17 protein-coding genes are annotated in these 21,451 nt (G+C 73.8%); 6 read left to right on the forward strand and 11 right to left on the reverse strand.

Annotated elements, in window-relative coordinates; translation table 11 throughout:
• From ACFV61_RS09305 to ACFV61_RS09325, 5 genes are all read right to left on the reverse strand, one after another.
• Positions 1-3,035, reverse strand: a 3,035-nt coding sequence (locus tag ACFV61_RS09305; protein ID WP_380490885.1) for an amino acid adenylation domain-containing protein, incomplete at its 3' end; no start/stop codon positions are given.
• A 172-nt stretch (positions 3,036-3,207) separates the two neighbouring features.
• Positions 3,208-4,005: an SGNH/GDSL hydrolase family protein gene (locus tag ACFV61_RS09310; protein ID WP_063349978.1), complete on the reverse strand. Its 798-nt coding sequence runs from the start codon at positions 4,003-4,005 to the stop codon at positions 3,208-3,210.
• Between the two features lie 492 nt (positions 4,006-4,497).
• Entirely contained in the window at positions 4,498-5,196 is a 699-nt protein-coding gene (locus ACFV61_RS09315; RefSeq protein ID WP_063349977.1) for a hypothetical protein, read from the reverse strand.
• Between the two features lie 205 nt (positions 5,197-5,401).
• Complete coding sequence (locus ACFV61_RS09320) at positions 5,402-6,271, reverse strand: hypothetical protein (RefSeq protein WP_380490887.1); 870 nt, start codon at positions 6,269-6,271, stop codon at positions 5,402-5,404.
• A gap of 668 nt (positions 6,272-6,939) precedes the next feature.
• Positions 6,940-7,221 carry a hypothetical protein gene (locus tag ACFV61_RS09325; protein WP_380490888.1) on the reverse strand — a complete coding sequence of 94 codons (282 nt, stop codon included), beginning with the start codon at positions 7,219-7,221 and terminating at the stop codon, positions 6,940-6,942.
• 361 nt (positions 7,222-7,582) lie between these two features.
• On the opposite strand from ACFV61_RS09325, the gene ACFV61_RS09330 reads away from it, so the two are divergent.
• The gene (locus ACFV61_RS09330) at positions 7,583-8,752 is read left to right on the forward strand and encodes an exonuclease SbcCD subunit D (RefSeq protein WP_380490890.1); all 1,170 of its coding nucleotides are present in this window, start codon (positions 7,583-7,585) and stop codon (positions 8,750-8,752) included.
• Positions 8,749-11,802, forward strand: coding sequence for an AAA family ATPase (locus ACFV61_RS09335; protein WP_380490892.1), 3,054 nt, complete (start codon positions 8,749-8,751; stop codon positions 11,800-11,802). Before ACFV61_RS09330 ends, ACFV61_RS09335 begins: the two co-directional genes overlap by 4 nt.
• Positions 11,803-11,933: 131 nt before the next feature.
• On the opposite strand, the gene ACFV61_RS09340 is transcribed toward ACFV61_RS09335, so the two are convergent.
• Positions 11,934-12,152 carry a hypothetical protein gene (locus tag ACFV61_RS09340; RefSeq protein ID WP_363367075.1) on the reverse strand — a complete coding sequence of 73 codons (219 nt, stop codon included), beginning with the start codon at positions 12,150-12,152 and terminating at the stop codon, positions 11,934-11,936.
• Between the two features lie 150 nt (positions 12,153-12,302).
• Between ACFV61_RS09340 and ACFV61_RS09345 the strand changes: the two genes are divergently transcribed.
• Entirely contained in the window at positions 12,303-12,899 is a 597-nt protein-coding gene (locus ACFV61_RS09345) for a DUF1990 family protein (protein ID WP_380346237.1), read from the forward strand.
• A 72-nt stretch (positions 12,900-12,971) separates the two neighbouring features.
• Here the strand turns inward: ACFV61_RS09345 and ACFV61_RS09350 are convergent, their stop codons facing one another.
• Together ACFV61_RS09350 and ACFV61_RS09355 are read right to left on the reverse strand one after the other, a co-directional pair.
• Positions 12,972-13,418 (reverse strand): YjbQ family protein, encoded by a 447-nt coding sequence (locus tag ACFV61_RS09350; protein ID WP_363367071.1) that lies wholly within the window; start codon positions 13,416-13,418, stop codon positions 12,972-12,974.
• Between the two features lie 240 nt (positions 13,419-13,658).
• Positions 13,659-13,925 (reverse strand): hypothetical protein, encoded by a 267-nt coding sequence (locus ACFV61_RS09355; RefSeq protein ID WP_063349971.1) that lies wholly within the window; start codon positions 13,923-13,925, stop codon positions 13,659-13,661.
• A 775-nt stretch (positions 13,926-14,700) separates the two neighbouring features.
• Between ACFV61_RS09355 and ACFV61_RS09360 the strand changes: the two genes are divergently transcribed.
• On the forward strand, positions 14,701-16,911 hold the full coding sequence (locus ACFV61_RS09360; RefSeq protein WP_380490894.1) for a CDP-glycerol glycerophosphotransferase family protein: 2,211 nt from the start codon (positions 14,701-14,703) through the stop codon (positions 16,909-16,911).
• 128 nt (positions 16,912-17,039) lie between these two features.
• Here the strand turns inward: ACFV61_RS09360 and ACFV61_RS09365 are convergent, their stop codons facing one another.
• Entirely contained in the window at positions 17,040-17,252 is a 213-nt protein-coding gene (locus ACFV61_RS09365) for an EF-hand domain-containing protein (protein WP_063349969.1), read from the reverse strand.
• 174 nt (positions 17,253-17,426) lie between these two features.
• On the opposite strand from ACFV61_RS09365, the gene ACFV61_RS09370 reads away from it, so the two are divergent.
• Positions 17,427-18,095, forward strand: coding sequence for a 1-acyl-sn-glycerol-3-phosphate acyltransferase (locus tag ACFV61_RS09370; protein WP_063349968.1), 669 nt, complete (start codon positions 17,427-17,429; stop codon positions 18,093-18,095).
• Positions 18,096-18,182: 87 nt separating this feature from the next.
• On the opposite strand, the gene ACFV61_RS09375 is transcribed toward ACFV61_RS09370, so the two are convergent.
• Positions 18,183-20,024 (reverse strand): ABC transporter ATP-binding protein, encoded by a 1,842-nt coding sequence (locus ACFV61_RS09375; protein ID WP_380490896.1) that lies wholly within the window; start codon positions 20,022-20,024, stop codon positions 18,183-18,185.
• A gap of 163 nt (positions 20,025-20,187) precedes the next feature.
• The gene (locus tag ACFV61_RS09380) at positions 20,188-20,961 is read right to left on the reverse strand and encodes an SDR family oxidoreductase (protein WP_063349966.1); all 774 of its coding nucleotides are present in this window, start codon (positions 20,959-20,961) and stop codon (positions 20,188-20,190) included.
• Between the two features lie 156 nt (positions 20,962-21,117).
• Between ACFV61_RS09380 and ACFV61_RS09385 the strand changes: the two genes are divergently transcribed.
• Positions 21,118-21,318 carry a hypothetical protein gene (locus tag ACFV61_RS09385; RefSeq protein WP_380490898.1) on the forward strand — a complete coding sequence of 67 codons (201 nt, stop codon included), beginning with the start codon at positions 21,118-21,120 and terminating at the stop codon, positions 21,316-21,318.
• Positions 21,319-21,451: the final 133 nt, after the last annotated feature.

Below are 21,451 nucleotides of genomic sequence, written 5' to 3' on the forward strand. Positions count from 1 at the left end.
GGCTTCACGTTGGCTCGGTGCTCGGCCCCCGGGCTCGGGGGGTGGGGGGCGTCGCCGAGCAGCTCGCGCTGCCACAGCGTGTAGTCCGCGTACTGCACCGGCAGGGCCGCCCGGCTCGACGTCCGGCCCTCGCAGCGGGCCGCGTACGCCTCGGCCAGGTCACGGGCCAGCGGGCCGGTGGACCAGCCGTCACCGGCGATGTGGTGCATGACCAGCAGCAGCACGTGCTCGTCCGGCGCCAGCTCGAACAGCTCCGCCCGCAGCGGCGGCTCCGCCGCCAAATCGAAGGGCCGCCGGGCGAACTCGGCGAGCCGGTCGTGCAGTTCGGCCTGTGAGACCTCGGTCAGCCCGGCCCGGAGCCGGGCCTCGGCCGGGTCCAGGACCCGCTGGCACGGGACGCCGTCGACCTCCGGGAACACCGTCCGCAGGCTCTCGTGCCGGGCCACCACGTCGGCCAGTGCCTCGTCCAGCGCCGCCCGGTCGAGCGTTCCGGTCAGTTGCAGCGCCAGCGGGATGTGGTAGGTCGCGGCGCTGCCGTCCATGCGGTGCATGAACCAGAGCCGACGCTGGGCGAAGGAGAGCGGCACCGCCTCCGGCCGCTCGTGAACGGTCAGCGCCGGACGGACGCGGCCAGCCCCGGCCAACGCCTCGGCCAGCCCCGCAGCGGTGGGCGCCTGGAAGAGCGCGCGCAGCCCGAGCTCCACACCGAGCACCGAGCGCACCCGCGCGGTCAGCCGGGTGGCGAGCAGGGAGTGCCCGCCCAGGTCGAAGAAGTCGTCGTCGACACCGACCTGCGCCCGGCCCAACACCTCGGCGAACAGCTCGCAGAGGATCTGCTCCTGCGGCGTGCGCGGCGCCCTCCCGACCTCGGCCGAACCGAGGTCGGGAGCGGGCAGCGCGGCGCGGTCCAACTTGCCGTTGGGCGTCAGCGGCAGCACGTCCAGCACCGTGAACACGGCCGGCACCAGGTAGTCCGGCAGCCGGTCGCGCAGGTGCGCCGCCAGCTCCACCGGACGGACGGCCACGTCGGGACGGGCCGCCACGTAGCCGACGAGCCGGTCCTCCCGGGCCACGACGGCGACCTGGGCGACCCCGGGATGCTCGGCCAGGGCCGCCTCGATCTCGCCGAGTTCGACCCGGAAGCCGCGCACCTTCACCTGCTGGTCCGCCCGGCCGACGTACTCCAACTCGCCGTCGGCCCGGCGGCGCACCACGTCCCCGGTACGGTACATCTGGCCGCCCGCCTCGAACGGGCAGGCGACGAAACGACCCGCCGTCAGGCCAGGCCGGTTCAGGTACCCGCGCGCCAGCCCCGGCCCCACGACGTACAACTCCCCCGCGACGCCCGGCGGCACCAGGCACAGCCGCTCGTCCAGCACGTACACCCGGAAGCCCGCGACCGCACGGCCGATCGGCGGCACGCCGGAGCCCGCCGCCAGCGGGGCGCTCATCGTCGCGCACACCGTCGTCTCCGTCGGGCCGTACGCGTTGACCATCCGGCGCCCCGGGGCCCAGCGCGCCACCAGCTCCGGCGGGCACGCCTCACCCGCCACCACCAGGGTGCCGGCCGCGAGGTCGGCGCCGTCCAGCGCGGCCAGGGCCGAGGGCGGCAGCGTCACATGGGTGACGTCGAGCCGGCGGTCCGTCAGGGCCTCCAGCGGGGCCCCGGACGGGGCGAGCACGAGGGCGGCACCGGTCAGCAGGGCGCTGCACAGGTCCCAGAACGACGCGTCGAAGCTGGGCGAGGCGAACTGGAGGACCCGGCTGCCCGGCGCCAGGCCGAGCCGATCGACCTGCGCCGCCACCAGACCCGACACCCCGCCGTGGGCGACCACGACGCCCTTGGGGCGGCCGGTCGAACCCGAGGTGTAGATCACGTACGCCGGATGCCGGACATCGAGCGCGACCACCGGATCCGTGTCCGGCCGGCCTCCGTCGCCCACCATCGCCGGGTCGTCGACCACCACCGAAGGACGGGCGTCCGCCAACATGAAGTCGATCCGCGCCCGCGGGTACGCCAGATCCACCGGCAGGTACGCCGCCCCGGCCTTCAGCACGCCCAGGACCGCCACCACCGACTCCACCGAGCGCGGCAACGCCACCGCCACCAGCTGCTCAGGCCCCACACCCCGCGCGATCAACGCATGCGCGAACCGGTTCGCGCGAGCGCTCAACTGCCGGTATGTCAACTCCTGATCACCGCACGCGAGCGCGACCGCATCCGGCGTTGCCACCACCTGCGCCGCGAAGAGCTCCGGCAGGCTCACCGCTGCCGCCCCGCCCTCGGCGACGGGCAGCAGCTCGCGGCGCTCCTCGGCCGACAGCAGCTCGATCCCGCCGATCGGCTGGTCGGGCGCGGCGGCAACCGCGGCCAGCAGCCTGGTCCACCGGTCGGCCAGGGCCTCGACCGTCGAACGGTCGAACAGGTCGGTGCTGTACTCGACCGCACCGCTGAGCCCGGCCGGCGCGCCGTCGGGCCCGTGCTCCTCCGCGAACCCGAAGGTCAGGTCGAGCCGCGCGGTCCCGGTGAGCACGGTCACCCCGGAGACCCGGAGGCCCGGCAGCTCGAAGTCACCGCCCGGCGCGTTCTGCACGACCAGCCCGGTCTGGTACAGCGGGTGGTGGGAGAGCGAGCGGGACGGGTTCAGCGCCTCCACCAGGTGCTCGAACGGCACGTCCTGGTGCGCGTACGCCGACAGCGCCGTCTCCCGCACCCGCCCCAGCAGCTCCGTGAAGCTCGGGTCGCCGCTGGTGTCCGTCCGCAGCACCAGGGTGTTGATGAAGAACCCGACCAGCTCGTCCAGCGCCTCGTCGGTGCGGCCCGCGATCGGGCTGCCGATCGGGATGTCCGTGCCCGCGCCCAGCCGGGTGTACAGCGCCGCGAGCGCGGCCTGCAGCACCATGAACAGGGTCGCACCCGAGCGCCGCGCCAACTCCACCAGCGCCGCGTGCAGTTCGGCGTCGATCCGGAGCTCCAGCAGGTCGCCGCCGTACGACATGGTGGCCGGGCGCGGCCCGGCCGCAAGCCCCAGCACCGGCGCGGGGCGCCCCGGCCGCCCCCCCCGGCCCCGCGTGCCGGGTTCGGCGGGCGCCCTGGAGCGACGGCCTACCGATGCGACGGTCCCACCTATGTGACAGGCCTGCCTCTGTGACAGGCCTGCCGATGCGACGGGCCTGCCGATGCGATGGCCTACCGGCGCGAAGCCGTTACGACTGGCTGAAGACCGGGAGGTAGCCACCGGACTGGCCGGCGGCCTTCGGGTGGTAGCTCTCGTCGACCGGCAGGGTGGCGCTGTTGAGCCAGGTGGTCAGCGAGCCGCAGATCTCGTGCTCGGTGAAGATGCTGCGCACGTCGCCGAAGCTGAAGCCGGCGTTGGCGACCCGCTTGGCGATGACCTCGTCCAGCGTGTCGGCGGCGCCGTTGATCGCGGCACGCTTGGTGTCACTGATGCCGAGGATGCAGCTGCCGCCGATCTTGTAGAGGTGCGGGTAGCCCAGCACCACCACGTGGGCGTTCGGCGCCTTGGTGTGGATCGTCGAGTACACCTTGTCCAGCTGGGCGGGCAGGGTGTTGCGGGCGTAGTTCTGGGCCGCGCTGACGGCGCTGAGGCAGGTGCTGTCCGACTCCAGCACGCAGGTCTTCATGGTGTCGGCGAAGCCGGCGTCGTTGCCGCCGACCGACAGGCTGACCAGCGTGGTGCTGGAGCTCAGCGCGGAGATCTGGTTGCTGAGGACGTCTCCGGTTCTGGCGCCGGAACACGCGACGAACGAGAAGGACGACGGCGAGTGCGCGTTCTTCCACAGGTACGGGTAGGCGTTGGTGCTTCGCTTGCAGTTGCCGCTGTCGCTCAGGTAGCTGCCGGCACCGACACCGGCGGAGTAGGAGTCCCCGAGGGCGACGTAGTTGACGCTCGCCGCATTCGCGGATGAAGCGGTGAACAACGTGGTCAGAGTGAGCAGAGCCGCTATCGCGGCAACGGACATGGCGCGCGCTGGACGGAGCATGGCACCTCCTGGTGTGGTATGGGTCACAGAAGTGATACCAGGCAGTAGGTGAACCGGGAAGCGGTCATGCCAAGGACATTGACGGGCAGTCCGACAACGCAGAAGTGAACCATCGGCCACAGGGCGTGAGTTGGCGCTGGTCAGCGCCGGTGTACGCCGACCGGCGTCGGTCATCGCGCGTAGACAGTGGTCGGTGAAAAAGTCAGCGAGTGGTCAGTTGGTAGTCAGGGCACGGCCAGGACACCGTCACGACACGGCCATCGCCAGGCCACCCCGCCGTACGACGCGTCGCGTCGCGCCGGTGCTCGCCAGGCACAGCGCGGCGCGAACCGGCACGACACGACCCGACTCCGCGCGAACCGACTTCTCACGCAAGGGCGTCAGCGCACGCGGGCTCCGGCACACGCGGACTCCGGCGCACGCGGACTCCAGCTCGAAGCCCTGACCGTGGATCAGGCGGACGGCGCCGTCACCCGGCAGCCCCTCCTCCGGCTACGTGAGGCCCGGGTGAGGCTCGCTAGGGCACACCGCATCCGGGTGGACGGCCTCCGGGTAACCGGCGTCCGGACACGCGGCATCCGGGTAGACGGCGCCGGGGAAGACCACGCAGCCCTCCACCGGCAGCTCCTCGATCGCCTCGTTCGCGGCGACCGGCACGCCGAGCCGGCGGGCGGCGGTGGCGACCGCCACCCGGGCCTGGCGCAGCCCGGGCGCGCCCCAGCCGAGCAGTTCGACGGCGAGTCCGGGCGCGACCAGCAGCCGCCGGTAGTGCCGGCCGGAGGCCGGGTCGGCCGCGCTCGGGCCGACCGCGCGCAGCGCCGCCGCCATCCGGACCCGCGCGCACTCGTGCCCGCCGTTGGCCGAGCCGACCCGGTCGTAGAGGTAACCGAGGTAGTACGGTCGGCCGATCACGGCCTGGGCCTCCTCGGCCGCCTCCCGGGCCAGCGCGGAGGCCGGATCCCCGGCGTCCTCCGGTTCCAGCGAGCCGCCGGGGAGCGAGCAGATCCCGTCCCTGGGGTTGACCAGGGTCAGCACCCGCCCGTCCGGAGCGAACAGCCACCCCCAGGACTGCTTCACCGGCAGCCCCTCGGGCACCTGCTCGCCCGGCCGCCACGGCCACCCCGCCGTGGGACGCCGGCGCACCCTGCCGAGCAGCTCGGCGATCTCCGCGCTGTACTCGATCCGGCTCATGCGTCCCCCTCTCGCTGTCGGGCTCGCCGGACCGGCAGTGCGCGGGACGGACCTGCGGAGCACGGTACGGAGCGGAGCGGCCGGAGCGGCGGCGTGGGGCACCGCGCGCTCCTGCTGTTGATCTTCTCCGAATCTTCCCCGAACAGGCGGTCGATGAACAGTCCCCAGCGCCGCATGGTGGATGGCAGGAGTGGAAACCCCCTGATCACCCCAGCGGCCCACCCCCCTCCTCCGACGGGGAAGCGGGCTCCGAAAAGCCCGGCAGCGGGAAGCCCGGTCGCGGGACCACCCCGGGCGGGAACGGCAGCCCGCGCGCGGCGTCGTCGGCCAGCTCGTCGAACACCTCGTGCACCGTCATCGGCCGCAACCGCCCGCCGGCCAGCGCCCAACCGCGCACCCACGGCCCGTCCGAGGCCGAGGCCCCGTGCGCCGGGACGCCCGGATCGCCGTGCAGCAGCAGCGCCCCCGCCCCGCCGCCGGCGACCCCCGCCGCCAGCGTCACGCAGAACGCCTCGGTGTCCCGCCCGGCGGGGTAGAGGCCGCCCGCCTCCACGCAGACCTCCACCGCCGAGCTGAGCTGCTCGCCGTCCTCCGGGCCGTGGCAGCGCAGCGTCAGCAGGTGGCAGCCCTCCCCCGCGCCCTCGGCCAGCGCGAGGTAGGCCGACGTCACGTACCCCATCACCGCCGCCAGCCGCCGCTGCCCGTCCGGGTCGTCGCCGACCGCCTCCAGCAGGGCCACGCCCGCGACGGACATCCGCACCCGCGCCCGGTGGTCGTCCAGCAGGACCGGGAGCAGTTCGGCCAGCCGCTCCCCCGCGTAGACGAAGGGCTCCCCGGCCAGCTCCGGATCGCCCGCGTACGCGACCCGGGCGGCGGGCGTCCGGGGGTCGAGGCCGAGCGCCGTGCAGTAGTCCTCGTAGTCACCCGCCTCCAGGACCCGCAGGTGCACCTCCAGGCCCTGCGCGTGCAGGGCCCTCAGCTGCTCCTCCGAGCGCCGCAGGTACTCCTGGTGGGCGAGCCGGCCGAACAGCCCGTACCGCGTGAGGCCGGCGAAGTCGGACGCAGCCGCCGCCACCGCGACCGCCACCGGCTGCGGCGGCGGAGCGCCCCGGGCCCGCCCGCCACGGCGCCCCCGCGCACCGGCCCCGCCCGCACGCCCTCCCGGCGGCCGGTCACCACCGGACGGCCGGGCCCCGCCGGGAGCACCCGGTCCGCCGTCCGCCCCGGCCCGCCGCCCGGCGCGCAGCAGCACCCGCCGGCGGACCCGCGACCGCCCGAAGACATCGACGGCCCCGGAACCCCGGCAGCCTCCACAACGCCCCGCACAACGCTCCGCAACCCCGGAGCCCTCACGACCCAACGACCACACCCGCATGGTTCCTCCCACCGACTAGCCCAGCACCGGACACCGCCGACCGCTCCGACCCTGGAGCCGCCGACGTCGAGGAACATACACAGAGCCACTGACAATCCACCCCAAGTAATCGAACACGCGCGCCCCAGGACCCCTGGGCTCCCGATCCGGACGGGATTGTCAGTACCGGACGTTAGGGTCGGGAACCATGCGACTGCCGCATGGAGACACAGCCCAATAGGCGGCAGCTTTGGGCGCACCAGCAGATCTGGCCGCAAAAGCAGCGAGTTGGATGGACCACTTCTGGACGACGATCCAGCTGTGACCGGGTGCGCCGTACAACGGCGAATGCCCGCCGGTGCAGGGCACCAGCGGGCAATCCCGAAATATCATTCCTCGAAGCGCTTGCCGTTCCAGCCCGCCGGAGTCACAACGGTGTTGCGTGCTCCGCCGTTGACCCAGTGCCAGTTGGCGGTGCTGGCCTCGCCGGTCCGTCCGGGCACGGAGGCCTGAGCGTGGGCCTCCTCGGTGCCGACCGGAACGGCCGCACCCGTCGCAGGGAAAGCCGTGACGACTGCCGTGCTTTCCGCACCCGTCTGGGCAAGCGCCACACCGGCACCGAGGCTGAACAGCGCAGTTGCCGCTACGCCAACTACTACACGCTTGATCACTATGGTTGTCCAAGGACTCGAAGGGGTCAGTTCTCACAGTGGACCAGCGGCCAGTAGACATTCGATCAACGCCAGTTGTGCGGCGAATCTCGGGGGCCTCGTGAAACAAGGAAAGCGGGCCCCACCCGAGAAGGCGGGGCCCGACCCATTTTCCTTGGGATCCACGATCCGGATCACCGCCGACGTCTGCGGCCGCCTGTCCCCTGATGCGGGTGAGAGGCTGAGGGCTGTGATGGACGGGGCTCTGTCGGTGGGTCCTGTGATACTCGGTACTGACCAGGCGCCGGCCGCGTGACCGGTGCTGACTCGGTGCTGACTCGGAGGACATGGAAGTGGCAAACATGCAGGTAGGGGCGCTGTAGTGCGACTGCTGCATACCTCCGACTGGCATCTGGGCCGTTCCTTCCACCGGGAGAGCCTGCACGACGCCCAGCGCGCCTTCCTGGACTACCTGGTGGACGTGGTCCGGGCCGAGCGCGTGGACGCCGTGCTCGTCGCCGGGGACGTGTACGACCGGGCGCTGCCGGGCCTGGACGCGGTCGCCCTGTTCGACGACGTGCTGCACCGGCTGGCCGGGCTGGGCGTGCCGACGGTGTTCATCAGCGGCAACCACGACTCGGCCCGCCGCCTCGGCGTCGGCGCCGGGCTGATCGGCCGGGCCGGCATCCACCTGCGCACCGACCCGGGCGAGTGCGCCGCCCCGGTGCTGCTGGCGGACGAGCACGGGCCGGTGGCGGTGTACGGGCTGCCGTACCTGGAGCCGACGCTGGTGCGCGAGCGGTTCGGGCTGGAGCGCGGCGGGCACGCGGCAGTACTCGGCGCGGCGATGGACCTGGTCCGGGCCGATCTCGCGGCCCGCCCGGCCGGCACCCGCGCGGTGGTGCTGGCGCACGCCTTCGTCACCGGCGGCACGGCGAGCGACAGCGAGCGGGACATCGCGGTCGGTGGCGTCGCCTCGGTGCCCGCCTCCGTCTTCGACGGCGTGCACTACGCCGCGCTCGGCCACCTGCACGGCTGCCAGACCCTCGCCCCGCACCTGCGCTACAGCGGCTCGCCGCTCGCCTACTCCTTCTCCGAGGTGGACCAGCGCAAGACCATGTGGCTGGTCGACCTCGCGGCCGACGGCTCGGTCGCCGCCGAGCGCGTCGACTGCCCGCGCCCGCGCCCGCTCGCCACCCTGCGCGACAGCCTCGACGCGCTGCTCACCAAGGACGAGTACGCGCCGTACGAGCAGGCCTGGGTGCAGGCGACGCTCACCGACGCGGCCCGCCCGAGCGAGCCGATGGAGAAGCTGCGCCGCCGCTTCCCGCACACCCTCCAGCTGCTCTTCGACCCCGAGGAGAGCGAGGCCGAGCCCTCCCGGTCGTACGCGGCCCGGGTCAGCGGCCGGGCCGACCTGGAGATCGCGGAGGGCTTCCTGCGGCACGTGCGCCCGGGTGCCGAGCCGGAGCCGGACGAGCTGGGCTGGCTGCGCGCCGGGTTCGAGAGCGTCCGGGAGACCACCGACCGGAAGGCGGACCTGCCCCGATGAGGCTGCACCGGCTCACCGTCAGCGCGTTCGGCCCGTTCGCGGGCAGCGAGAGCGTCGACTTCGACGCGCTCGCCGCCGGCGGCCTGTTCCTGCTGCGCGGCGCCACCGGCGCGGGCAAGAGCAGCGTGCTGGACGCGGTCTGCTTCGCCCTCTACGGCGACGTCCCCGGCACCCGGCGGGCCAACCGGCTGCGCAGCGACCACGCCGAGGCGCGCAGGCTGACCGAGGTCCGGCTGGAGCTGACGCTCGGCGGGCGGCGGCTGCAGATCACCCGGCTGCCGGAGCAGCGGCGGCCGAAGAAGATCGGCACCGGCACCACCGTCGAGCGGCCGCAGACCCTGCTGCGCGAGTGGGCCGCCGACGCGGGGGACGGCACGCCCGGCTGGCGGGCGGTGAGCAAGTCGCACCAGGAGGCCGGGGAGGAGATCCACCGGCTGATCGGCATGAACCGGGAGCAGTTCTGCCAGGTGGTGCTGCTGCCGCAGGGCGACTTCGCCCGCTTCCTCAAGGGCGACTCGGAGGAGCGCGGCAAGCTGCTGCGGCGGCTGTTCGACACCGAGCGGTTCCAGCACGTCGAGGGGTGGCTCGCGGAGCAGCGGCGCGTCCAGGAGGCCGCCGTCCAGGCCGGCCGTCGCCGTCTGCGGGATCTCGCCAGCAAGGCCGAGCAGGCGGCCGGCCCGGGCGCCGAGCCCGCCGAGGGCTGGGTGCCGGCCGAGGAGGACGCCGCCGACCTGACCGCCGGGGTGCTCGGCTGGGCGGCGATCCTGCGCAGCGGCGCAGCCGAACAGCGCACCGTCGCCGGGGCCGCGCTGGCAGGCGCCGAGGAGGCGCAACGCGCCGCCCAGGGCGAGCGCGCGGCCGCCGAGGAGCTGGCCGGGCGGCAGCGCCGCCACCGGCAGGCGCTGCTCCAGGCCGACCGGCTGGCCGCGTTCGAGCCCGAGGCGGCCCGGGACGGCCGGCGGCTGGCGGCGGCGCAGGCGGCCGTCGGGGTGGAGTCCGCGCTGCGGCTGCACGAGGGCGCGACCGAGGCGCACCGGCGGGCCCGGGAGGCCGAGCGACGGCACCGCGAGGTGCTGGCCGGCGACGGCGGCGCGGGCAGCGCTGCCGCCGGGGGTCCGGCACTCGCCGAAGCGGGGGCCGCCGAGCTGGCCGAGGCCGAACGCGAACTGCGGGCCGGGCTGGTCCGGCTGGAGGCCGCCGGGGCGGAGGAGCAGCGCTGCGCCGAACTCGCCCGCGAGCAGCGGAGCCTGGACGAGGAGCGCCGGCGGGCCGACGAGCTCGCCGAGGAGGCCGAGGACTGGCTGGCCGAGTACGACGCGCGGCTCGGCGGCCTCCAGGAGCAGCAGGACCGGGCCCGGGCGGCGGGCGCGCTGGTCGAGCAACTAGACGGCCGACGTGCCGAGTTGAGCACCCGCCTGGACGCCGCCCGGGAGCGCGACGGCCTGCGGGCCGAGATCGCCGCCGCCGAGCCGCGCGCTGCCGCCCTGCGCACCGCCGCGCTGGACGCCCGCGAGTACGGCCTCGGCCTGCGCGAGCGGCGGCTGGCTGGCATGGCCGCCGAGCTGGCCGAGCAACTGCGCACGGGCGAAGCGTGCCGGGTCTGCGGCTCACCCGAACACCCGGCACCCGCCGAGACCGCCGACGGCCGGGTCGGCGCCGACGACGAGGAGCGTGCCCGCCGGGCCCAGGCCACCGCCGAACAGGCCTGGACGGCAGCGGACCAGACCCTCACCGCGCTGCGGGTCCGCGAGGCCACCGCCACCGGCGCAGCCGGGCCGGAGGGCTCCGACGCGCTCGCGCAGGCCCTCGCCGAGCTGGACCGCGAGCACCGCGAGGCACTGCACTCGGCGGAGGCGCTCGGCCGGGTCGAGCAGGAGATCGCCCGTTTGTCGGCCGACCGGGACCGCCGGCTCGCCGAGCTGCGCGAGGCCCGGGAGCGCGCCGCCGTCCGTACCGACCGGCTCCAGGCGCTCCGGTACGAACAGCGCGAGCTCGCCGCACGGGTGGCCGCGGCCCGGGGCGAGGCGGCCTCCGTCGCCGCGCGGGCGGCCGCGCTGGAGCGGCTGGTCGAGCGGGTCGCCGCCGCGGCCGAGGCCTCGCGCGCCTGCGCGCAGGCGCTGGCCCGGCTCGGGGACGCCGAGGGCGAGCTCGCCGAGGCCGCCGCCGCAGCGGGCTTCCCGAGCCCCGAGGAGGCCCTGGCCGTGCTGCTCCCCCGCGCGGAGCGCGAGCGGCTGGCAGCCCGACTGGAGCGGCACCGGACGGAGTCCGCCGCCGTCCGGCACGAACTCGCGCTGCCCGATCTGGCCGAGGCCGCGGCCCGTCCGCCGGTCGACCTGCCCGCCGCCGCGGCCGCGCTCGGCGCCGCCACCGACCGGCTGGGCCGGGCCCACGCCGACCGCTCGGCGGCCGACGAACGGTGCGCGGCACTGGCCTCGATCGGTCGGCAACTGGCCGACCTCGCGGACGAGCTGGCCCCGGCGCTGGCCCGGTACGGGCGGATCAACCGGCTCGCGGCGCTGGCCGCCGGCACCTCCACCGAGAACCGGCTCCGGATGCGCCTGGAGTCCTACGTCCTGGCGGCCCGGCTGGAGCAGGTCGCGGCGGCGGCCAGCGACCGGCTGGTCCGGATGTCCGGCGGCCGCTACACCCTGGTGCACAGCGACGACCGGGGCACCGGCAACAAGCGCTCGGGCCTGGCCCTGCGGGTGGTCGACGCCTGGACGGGCACCGAGCGGGACACCGCGACGCTCTCCGGGGGCGAAAGCTTCTTCGCCTCCCTCGCCCTGGCCCTGGGCCTGGCCGACGTGGTCACCGACGAGGCCGGCGGCATGCCGCTGGACACCCTGTTCATCGACGAGGGCTTCGGCACGCTCGACGAGCAGTCCCTGGAGGAGGTGATGGACGTCCTCGACGGCCTGCGTGAACGCGACCGGGCGGTCGGCATCGTCAGTCACGTCGCCGACCTGCGCACCCGCATCCCCGCCCAGCTCCTGGTCCGCAAGGGGCGACGCGGCTCGACCCTGGCCCTGGCCGGGAGGGAGGACGCCTAGGGGCCGCTCAGGGACACTGCCAGCGGCTTTGAGGCGGCCTTCCCGGGCCTTCTCACCCCAGATCACCGCAGGTCAGCGACTTTCGGGCGCTGTCAAGCCGGTGGCATCGCGGCTAGGGGCTCTCTTTCGGATCAGCCCGAACAGGCCACCCGCTGGGCCTGCTGCCAGGCGCAGACCGGGCACAGCGTGCTGCCCGGGTGGTCGGCGGGCAGTTCGGTCGGCTCCCCGCACAGGACGCAGTCGGCCCGCGGCCCGGTCGACGCCGGATCGCGCACCAGCGCCGCCTGCGCCCCGCCGTCGGGGGCGAACTCGCAGACCGCCGTGTCCTCGTTCCTCGCGCTGTCGCTCATGCCGCCTTCCTACTCCGCCCCCGGCCCCCGCCGCAAGGCGCCGCCGACCCGAGCCCGAACCGAGCGCCGGCCCGGCCCCGCCCGACCCGACCCAGCTCCCCCGGGCGACCCGCCGACGGCGGGCCCACGACGCCCGGCTACGGTGACCGCATGGCCACCGACCTCCAGCGGCGCCTGCTCGCCGCCCGCGCCAGCGCACCCTCCTACCCCGAGGTCGGCGCCACCCGCGGCGGCCCGCTGCCGGACGGCTACGCGCACCTGCGGCGGCGCGTGCACCTGGGCCGAGGGCCTCAGGTGCTGGCCCGGGCCGGGCGGTACGTACTCGGCTGGGGCAGCCAGCTGGGCACCGGTTTCGCCGTGTACCCGCACGCGCCGGCCGAGCCGGGGTCGACGGTGCTGCTGCGGCTGAGCCTGCCGGGCAGCCGGTGGCCCCGGCTGGTGATCCCGTGCCGGGTGGTGTGGACGGTCGAGGAGCCGGACCGGATCGGCTTCGCGTACGGCACGCTCCCCGGGCACCCGGAGTGCGGCGAGGAGGCGTTCCTGGTGTCCATGGACGCCGCCGGCGAGGTGTGGTTCGAGGTGTCGGCGTTCTCCCGGCTGACCGCCTGGTACGCGCGGCTGGGCCGGCCGGTCGCGCTGCTCTGCCAGTACCTGGCGATCGAGCGCTACCTGGCCGCGGTGGCCGCCGCCATGGCCGTGGCCGAGCCGGCCGGGCCCGCGGGCCCGGCCGATCCCGCCGTCGAGTAGCGCGTCGAGTCGGCCTAAGGAATGTCGGCCGAAGGAGTCCCGCCCGAGCGAGTCCCGGCCGCAGAAGTCGGGTCAGCCGAAGAAGGAGAGCCGCACCGTCCGGCGCGGATTGTCGCCGTTGGTGTCGATCAGCACCACGGACTGCCAGATGCCGAGCGCCAGCTGGCCGCCGATCACCGGCAGGGTGGCGTGCGGGGCGACCAGGCCGGGCACCACGTGGTCCCGCCCGTGGCCGGGGCTGCCGTGCCGGTGGCGCCAGCGGTCGTCGGCGGGGAGCAGTTCGCGCAGGGTGGCGAGGAAGTCGTCGTCGCTGCCGGAGCCGGTCTCCAGCACCGCGATTCCGGCGGTGGCGTGCGGGACGAAGACGTTGAGCAGGCCGTCGCGGCCGGCGGCCCGCTCGGTGAGGAACGCGGCACAGCGGTCGGTGATGTCGAGCGCGACCTCTCGGCTGCCGGTGGTGATCTCGATGGTGGTGGTCTGGAAGAGGCCCTGGTGGGTGGAGTGGATGTTGTCCGCCATGGCGCCATCCTGACCCACCTCGGCGGGCCTCGCGCAGCACCTCGCCGACTCCGCCTGTGGGGGCGGTGAGGTGCACTAGGCTGAAAGGTTTAGACCACATCGGCCCGGCCGGGGCGTACCCGGATCCGGGCACGACGAAGACCCGACGGTCCGTGTGGTCCGCCGGGTCGGGGTCCCGATCCGCACCGGGTGGCCCGGGAGGCCCGGGCCGCGGAGCCGTAGGCCCCGGGCCGACGGGCGCTAGCCGCGCCCGCCGAAGAGGCTTCGCCGCAGCCGGCGCAGTGGCGTCAGCAGCGAGATCCGCGCGTGACGACGCTTGGCCGTCGGGGCGTCCGCGCCGCGCGGCGTCAGCTCCCTTATCAACCCGAGCGCCTCGGCGGTGTCCACCGCCGGGAGCGCGGGCGCGCCGAGCACGGCCAGGTGTCGGTCGATCCGACGGCCGGTCGTGCCGACACCGCACTGGATCGCCGGCACGCGGGGCCGAGTCCGCACTTGCATGTGTTCCATCAGTTTTCCCACCCCTACGAGGCGCCAGGGCCGTGAGGCGAAGACTATCCGCGATGGACGGCCTTCGCGCAACCGTCCTTGGTGTTGTGCCACCGTACCGTGCGGCGTCAACTGACGATGCACCAGGGGCCACCAGGGCGATCACGACTAGGCATCAATGATGGTGCACGACCGGCCATCTGTCAGCAGTACCCGGGGCACAGGTCCGGCGCCCGGCCGCACGGCGCACGCCGGGCGCACGCGACCCCGCACGCGTCCCTGCGGGCGGCCCGGCGGCCATGAGGGATGCCGCGGCGGATGCGGCGGTGAACACGACGCGGATACCGCAGTGGATATAGGGGACAGCCGGGGCCGTCGACAAAGCGACCGGTCGACACCTCCAGGCTTCATGAAGTGAACACATTCGAGGGATTGACTCCGGGGAATCCTCCAAGCAATATCTGTGAGAACGCGTCCGCGCCCGCATCGCACCCGGGTGCGTGTTCGAGTGATGAAGAACTCCGGCTCCCGCGAGCCACTGCCCGGCCGCCTCGACGCTGCGGTGGCCAGGCTCGCGAGGTGCCCGGAAAGGCGGTCGGCCGTAGAGGGTCGGCCGGGCCGCCGCCAGGCTGCCGGTGCCGCCCCGTTCAGGGCCCGGCACCGGCGGTTCCGGGCCCAGCGGCGATCGTGGCCACGGTTCCACCGCGGCCGGTCAGCCCGGCCGGTCACCTCGGCCGATCACCCCGGTCGGACGTCCCCGCAGGTCGCACCCGGTCGATCGGTAGACTCGGCCAGCGTGCCCCTCCTCCTCAGCATCGTGCTCCCGGTCCACGGCGTGGAGCGGTTCCTGCCGCGCTGCCTCGACTCGATCCTCGGCGACACCCCCGCCACGGAGTCCCGTTTCGAGGTGATCGCGGTCGACGACCTCTCCCCCGACGGCTCCGGCGCGATCCTGGACGCCTACGCGGCCCGCGACCCCCGACTGCGGGTCCTGCACCTCACCGAGAACCAGGGCCTCGGCGGCGCCCGCACCGCCGCCCTGGCGCAGGTGCGCGGCGAGTACGTCTGGTTCGTGGACAGCGACGACTGGCTGCCCGAGCGAACGGTGGGCGCGATCCTGGACGAACTGGAGCTGGAGCAGGAGCGGGAGCGCGGGCCCGGGACGCCCGCCGACGTCCTGCTCACCGGCTTCACCCACGTCTACCCGGACGGCGAGACCGAGCCGAACCCCTGGCGCCACGTACTGGCCGACTCCCCGCTGGTCGAGGGGTGCACGCTGGCCGAACACCCGGCGCTGTTCCAGACCGTGATGTCGGTCTGGAACAAGGTGTTCCGCCGCGCCTTCCTGGAGGGCCTCGGCGTCTCCTTCGGCCGCGGCTACTACGAGGACATCTCGGTCACCTACCCCGCGCTGCTGGCCGCCGGGCGGCTGCGCTACCTCGACCGCCCCTGCTACTTCTACCGGCGCGGCCGGGACGGCGCGATCACCGCCACCGCCTCCCCCAAGCACGCCGACGTGTTCGCCCAGTACGACGCGATCTTCGCCTTCCTGGACCGCCCGGACCGCCCCGGCCGACCCGTCCCCGACGCACTGCGCACCCTGGTCTTCGACCGGACCGTCCGGCAGGCGCTGAACGTCTACGACACCCCCGGGCTGGTCCCCGCCGACCGGCGCAAGGACTTCTTCCGCCAGATCGCCCGGCACTTCGCCCGGCACCGCCCGACCGGCTACCGCTACCCCGGCGGCGTGCGCGGCGTGCAGTACCGGCTGGCCGCGCGCGGCGCCCGGATCGCGTACGCGGAGCTGCGCCGCACCGGGCAGCTGCCGCGCGAACTCAAGCGCGGGGCAAGGGCGGTGGCCCCGGCCGTGAAGAAGGGCGTGCGCAGCGGCGCGCGGTTCACCGCGTACAACGCCTTCCGCCGGCTGCCGCTGGACGAGCACCTGGCGGTCTACGCGGCGTACTGGCACCGGGGTTACGCGTGCAGCCCGGCGGCGATCTACGAGAAGGCCAGGGAACTGGCGCCGCAGATCCGGGGCGTGTGGGTGGTGGAGAACCGCAGGCAGGCCGCGGCCATGCCGCCCGGCGTGCCGTACGTGATCGTCAACACCCCCGCCTACCTCAAGGCGATGGCGACCGCCAAGTACTTCGTCAACAACGTCAACTTCCCGCGCACGATGGCGAAGCGGGCGGGCACCGTGCATGTGCAGACCCAACACGGCACCCCGCTCAAGGCGATGGGCATGGACCTGCGCGAACGCCCCGAGGCCGCGGAGGGGATGGACTTCGAGCGGCTCCAGGAGGCCGTCGACCGCTGGGACTTCCTGGTCTCCTCCAACCCGCACACCAGCGAGCACTTCACCCGCGCCTTCCCCGGCCGGTACGAGATGCTGGACACCGGCTACCCGCGCAACGACCGGCTGGCCAACACCACACCGGACGAAGTGCGGGCCATGCGCGAGCGGTTCGGGCTGCGGCCGGACACCACGGCCGTGCTGTACGCCCCGACCCACCGCGGCGACCAGGGCGGCTACGTGCCGCTGCTGGACGTCCGGGAGCTGGCCCGGCGGCTGGGCCCTGACTTCACCCTGCTGGTGCGCACGCACTACTTCCACACTGGCGGCCCGGGCGACTTGGCGGCGGGCGAGGGTTCGGCCGCGATCGTCGACGTCTCGGCCCACCCGACCGTGGAGGACCTCTACCTCGCGGCGGACGCGCTGGTGACGGACTACTCGTCGATGATGTTCGACTACGCGGTGCTGGACCGGCCGGTCGTGATCTTCGCGCCGGACTGGGAGGAGTACCAGCGGGTGCGCGGCGTCTACTTCGACCTGTTCGAGCAGCCGCCGGGGGCCGTCACGGTGGACCCGGACGGGCTGGCGAAGGCGCTGCTGGCGGGCGATCCGGAGCCGGCCGCGCGGGCCCGCTTCCGGGCGCGGTTCTGCCCGTGGGACGACGGCGGTGCGGCGGAGCGGGTGGTGCGCCGGGTGTTCCCGGTGGAGTCCTGAGGCGCCCCGCGGCGCTCCCGGAGCCTTGAGGATCCGTGAGGAGCCGTGAGGAGCCGTGAGGAGCCGTGAGGAGCCGTGCGGCACCGGGCCCGGCGCCGCCGGTACGGCGACCGGACCCGTCGGCACGCTCAGCGCTGGCGGGCGGCCAGGAACTCGTCGAAGGTCAGGAAGCCCTGGTGACGGGTGTCCATGGCGTGGATCAGGGCCTCGGCCATCGACAGCGTCACGGCGTGGTCGCCCATCTCGTTCGCGACCAGCGCGTATTCGGCCGGAGTGATCTTGCCATCGCCGTTCTTGTCGAAACGGTCGAACATGGCCTTGATCGCCTCGGTGGTCTCCATCGTGCCCTCCTGGTACTGCGGGGTTGCGCTCTGTTCGGACGGGCGTACCCTACCCGGCCGTGGTGCGCGCCACGGTCGCCGGGAGTGGACGGCCGCGGGGGTGGTTGTCGTAGTCTGCGGATCTGATTGCAGGCCCGGGCTCCTCCCGGGCGATCGTTCGTCCAGGGAGGGACCATGCTCGATCTCGCCACCAGGCTGGTGCTGAAACCCGTCTCACGCGGCATCTGGCGGCCGACCATCGAGGGCATCGAGAACGTGCCGCGCAAGGGCGGGGTCATCCTGGCCAGCAACCACCTGTCCTTCATCGACAGCGTGGTGATCCCGCTCACCGCCCCGCGCCGGGTCCACTTCCTCGCCAAGGCCGAGTACTTCACCGGGACGGGGCTCAAGGGCCGACTGTCCAAGGACTTCTTCGAGGCGATCGGCGCGGTGCCGGTCGAGCGCGGCACCTACCGTTCCGCTCAGGCCTCGCTGGAGTCTGCGCTGGAGATCCTGGAGGACGGCAAGGCCTTCGGCATCTACCCCGAGGGCACCCGGTCGCTGGACGGCCGGCTCTACCGGGGCAAGACGGGCGTCGCCTGGCTGGCGCTGACCGCGGGCGTGCCGGTGGTGCCGGTGGCGCTGGAGGGACCGGAGCAGATCCTGCCGGTGGGCAAGCGGGTGCCGCGGATCAAGAAGGTGACCGTCAGGTTCGGCGAGCCGCTGCACTTCGACGAGCTGCACGGGCAGGCCCGCTCGCTGAAGGCCCGTCGGCAGGTGACCGACGAGGTGATGGCGGCGATCCAGCGGCTCTCCGGCCAGGAGGTCGCGGAGCGCTACAACGAGGCGCCGAAGGCCGCGTAGGCCCCGGCCGCGCACCGCGCCACACCTCGCCGCGCCACATCACACCCGCCGCATCACGCCTCGCCGCGCCGCACCGGGGCGAGCCGTTCACACGTGTCCGAGCGCGGCCGCCTCCGGTACGACGGCGGCCGGCTCCGGCGCCTCCCGGCGCAGCAGTGCCGCGTAGCGGCCGTCCAGCTCCACCAGTTCCTCGTGGGTGCCGAGTTCGACCACCTCACCACGGTCGAGGACGGCGATCTGGTCGGCGGCCCGGACGGTGGAGAGCCGGTGCGCGATGGTGATGGTGGTGCGGCCGGCGGCCAGGGTGTCCACCGCCTGCTGGACGGCCTGTTCGGTGCGGTTGTCGAGCGCACTGGTGGCCTCGTCGAGGATCAGCACCGGCGGGTTGCGCAGGATCGTCCGGGCGAGCGCGAGGCGCTGCTTCTCGCCGCCGGAGAAGCGGTAGCCGCGCTCGCCGACCAGGGTGTCGTAGCCGTCCGGCAGGGCGGCGATGGTCTCGTGGACCTGCGCGGCCCGGGCGGCTTCGACCAGTTCGGCGTCGGTGGCCTCCGGCTTGGCGAAGCGCAGGTTCTCGGCGACCGAGGCGTGGAAGAGGTAGGTCTCCTGGGAGACCACGCCGACCGCGCGGGCCAGCGTGTCGAAGGACAGCTCGCGCACGTCCACGCCGTCGATGGTGACCCGGCCACCGGTGACGTCGTACAGCCGCGGGACGAGGTAGCTGAGCGTGGTCTTGCCGGAGCCCGTCTCACCGACCACGGCCAGTGAGCTCCCGGCCGGGACCTTGAGTTCGACCCCGGAGAGCGTCGGCCGTTCCTGCGCGGGGTCGTAGCGGAAGTCGACGTCCTCGAAGCGGACCTCGCCGCGGATGTCGGTCAGGTTCCGCGGCTTCGGCGGCTCGGCGATCTCCACCGGCAGGTCGAGGTACTCGAAGATGCGCTGGAAGAGCGCGAGCGAGGTCTGCACGTCCACGCCGGTGGAGAGCAGGCTGACGGTCGGGCGGAACAGGCCCTGCTGGAGGGTGACGAAGGCGACCAGGGTGCCGACCGAGACGATCGGTGCGCCGCCCGCCGCGGACAGCCCCGCCGCCCAGTAGATGACCGCGGGCATCGCGGCCATGACGATCTGGATGGTGTTCATCCGCCAGCGCCCGGCCATGCTGGCCCGCACTTCGAGGTCGGCCAGCTGGTCGGACTGCCCGGTGAACTCACGGGCGAGCGAGTCGGAGCGGCCCATCGTGCGGCCGAGCAGGATGCCGCTGACCGACAGCGACTCCTGGACCGCCGAACTCATCGCGGCCAGCTGCTTCTGCCGCTCGGTGGTGATCTTCTTGCGCTCGTTGCCGACCCGCCGGCTGATCCAGACGAACAGCGGGAGCAGCAGCAGCGAGACGACGGTGAGCCGCCAGTCGAGCGCGACCATGGCGACCACGGAGGCGATCACCGCGGTGAAGTTGGAGACCAGGCTGGTCGCGGTGGACGTCACGGTGGACTGCATGCCACCGATGTCGTTGGCGATCCGGGACTGCACCTCGCCGGTGCGGGTGCGGGTGAAGAAGGCCAGCGACTGCCGTTGCAGGTGGCTGTAGACGGCGGTGCGCAGGTCGTGCATGACGCGCTGGCCGACGGTGGTGGAGATCAGCGTCTGCAGGACGTTGAAGATGCTGTTCACCACGGCCGCGAGAACCATGCCGAGCGCGAGCAGGCTGAGCAGCCCGGTGCGGCCTTGCGGGATCGCGGTGTCCAGGACGGCCTTGAGCAGGAACGGCGAGGCCACCGACACCACGGCGGAGGCCGCCACCAGCAGCCCGACGACCGTGAGGCGGCCCGTGTACGGGCGGAAGAGGGCGAGGATGCGCCGCCACTGGGCCGGCGGGCGGGGCTCGCCCTGGGCGCGTTCGGGCGGGGTCCAGTTGATGGTGGTGGGTCTCAAGGGCAAACCTCCGTGGGTGGGGCGGTCGGACGGCCGCCAGCATAGCGAGAATAGCTCATAGTTAGACTAGCTAATAGTGAGGCTGGATCTATTCCCATGGCGACCGCTCCTCCGACCGCCCGACCGCTCGGCCACTCCGGCCGCCCCGACCGCCCCGACCGCGTCAGTTCGTCCGGTAGCTGCGCGCCGCCTTCGAGGACAGGCCGCCCAGCCGACCGGAGGGCAACAGGCGGGCGAGGGCCACCACCGCCTTGTAGCGCTTGCCCGGCACGGACACCGACCGACCCCGGGCCAGGTCGCGCATCGCCTCCGCCACCACCCGCTCGGCCGAGAGCCAGGACCAGGCCGGGATGTTGCCGGTGCCCATGCCCGCCCGCTGGTGGAACTCGGTACGGGTGAAGCCCGGGCAGAGCGCCATCATCCGCACCCCGGTGCCGCCGAGGTCGCGCAGCACGCCCTGGGTGAAGCTCACCACCCACGCCTTGCTCGCCCCGTACGTGCCGCGCGGCAGGAACGCCGCCACCGAGGCGACGTTCACGACCGCGCCGCGACCGCGCTCGCGCATCCCCGGCAGGGCCGCCGTGGTCAGCCGCAGGATCGCCTCGATGTGCACCTTCAGCATGTCCAGCTCGTCCTGGAGCGGGACGGTCCCGAACGCGCCCTTGTTGCCGAAACCGGCGTTGTTGACGAGCAGGTCCACCGGGCGGGCGGAGTCGGCGAGCCGGGCTTCGACGGCCGCGATGCCCTCGTCGGTGGCGAGGTCGGCGGTCAGCGTCTCCACCTCGACTCCGTACTCGGCGTGCAGGTCGGCGCTCGCGCGCTCCAGGCGCTCGGTGTCCCGGGCCACCAGGACGAGCCGGTAGCCGCTGCGGGCGAGCCGGCGGGCGAACGCGGCTCCGATGCCGGCGGTCGCGCCGGTGATCAAGGCTGTGGTCATGCCCCCGACGGTACCGACTCACCGCGGCCGCGCCCACTCCGAATGGACTATCCCGGCCCGGCCATCTGCGGATGCAGGTACCGGACCGCGCCCTTACCGTTCGGACGGGGGCATCGCCCGACCGGGTGGTGACGCTCAACTGAGGAGGCACTTCTGATGCTTACTCACTGCCGGACCCACCAGACGACGACCACGCCGACCGCTACGCGCGCCGAGGCGGACACACTCGCGAGCCTGATGGTGGAGGACGAGGCCGTCGTGTCCGACGCGCCCACGCACTCGCCCGAAGCCCTCGGACTCCTGCTGCTGGCGCTGTTGCTGTCGCCGAAGCCGCCGAAGGAGAAGTCGACCCGCTAGCAGCCGGGCGACCCGATCACCGACCCGGTAGCCGGGCGGCCCGATCGCGGGGCCGGTCCACCGACGTGGACCGGCCCACCCCTTCCCCGGCTCCTCGGCGGGCCTGACGAGGGCTCGTGAGCCCGTTCTCGTG

It is taken from the genome of Kitasatospora sp. NPDC059817 (assembly GCF_042731835.1).
In the GTDB taxonomy this organism is placed as follows: domain Bacteria; phylum Actinomycetota; class Actinomycetes; order Streptomycetales; family Streptomycetaceae; genus Kitasatospora.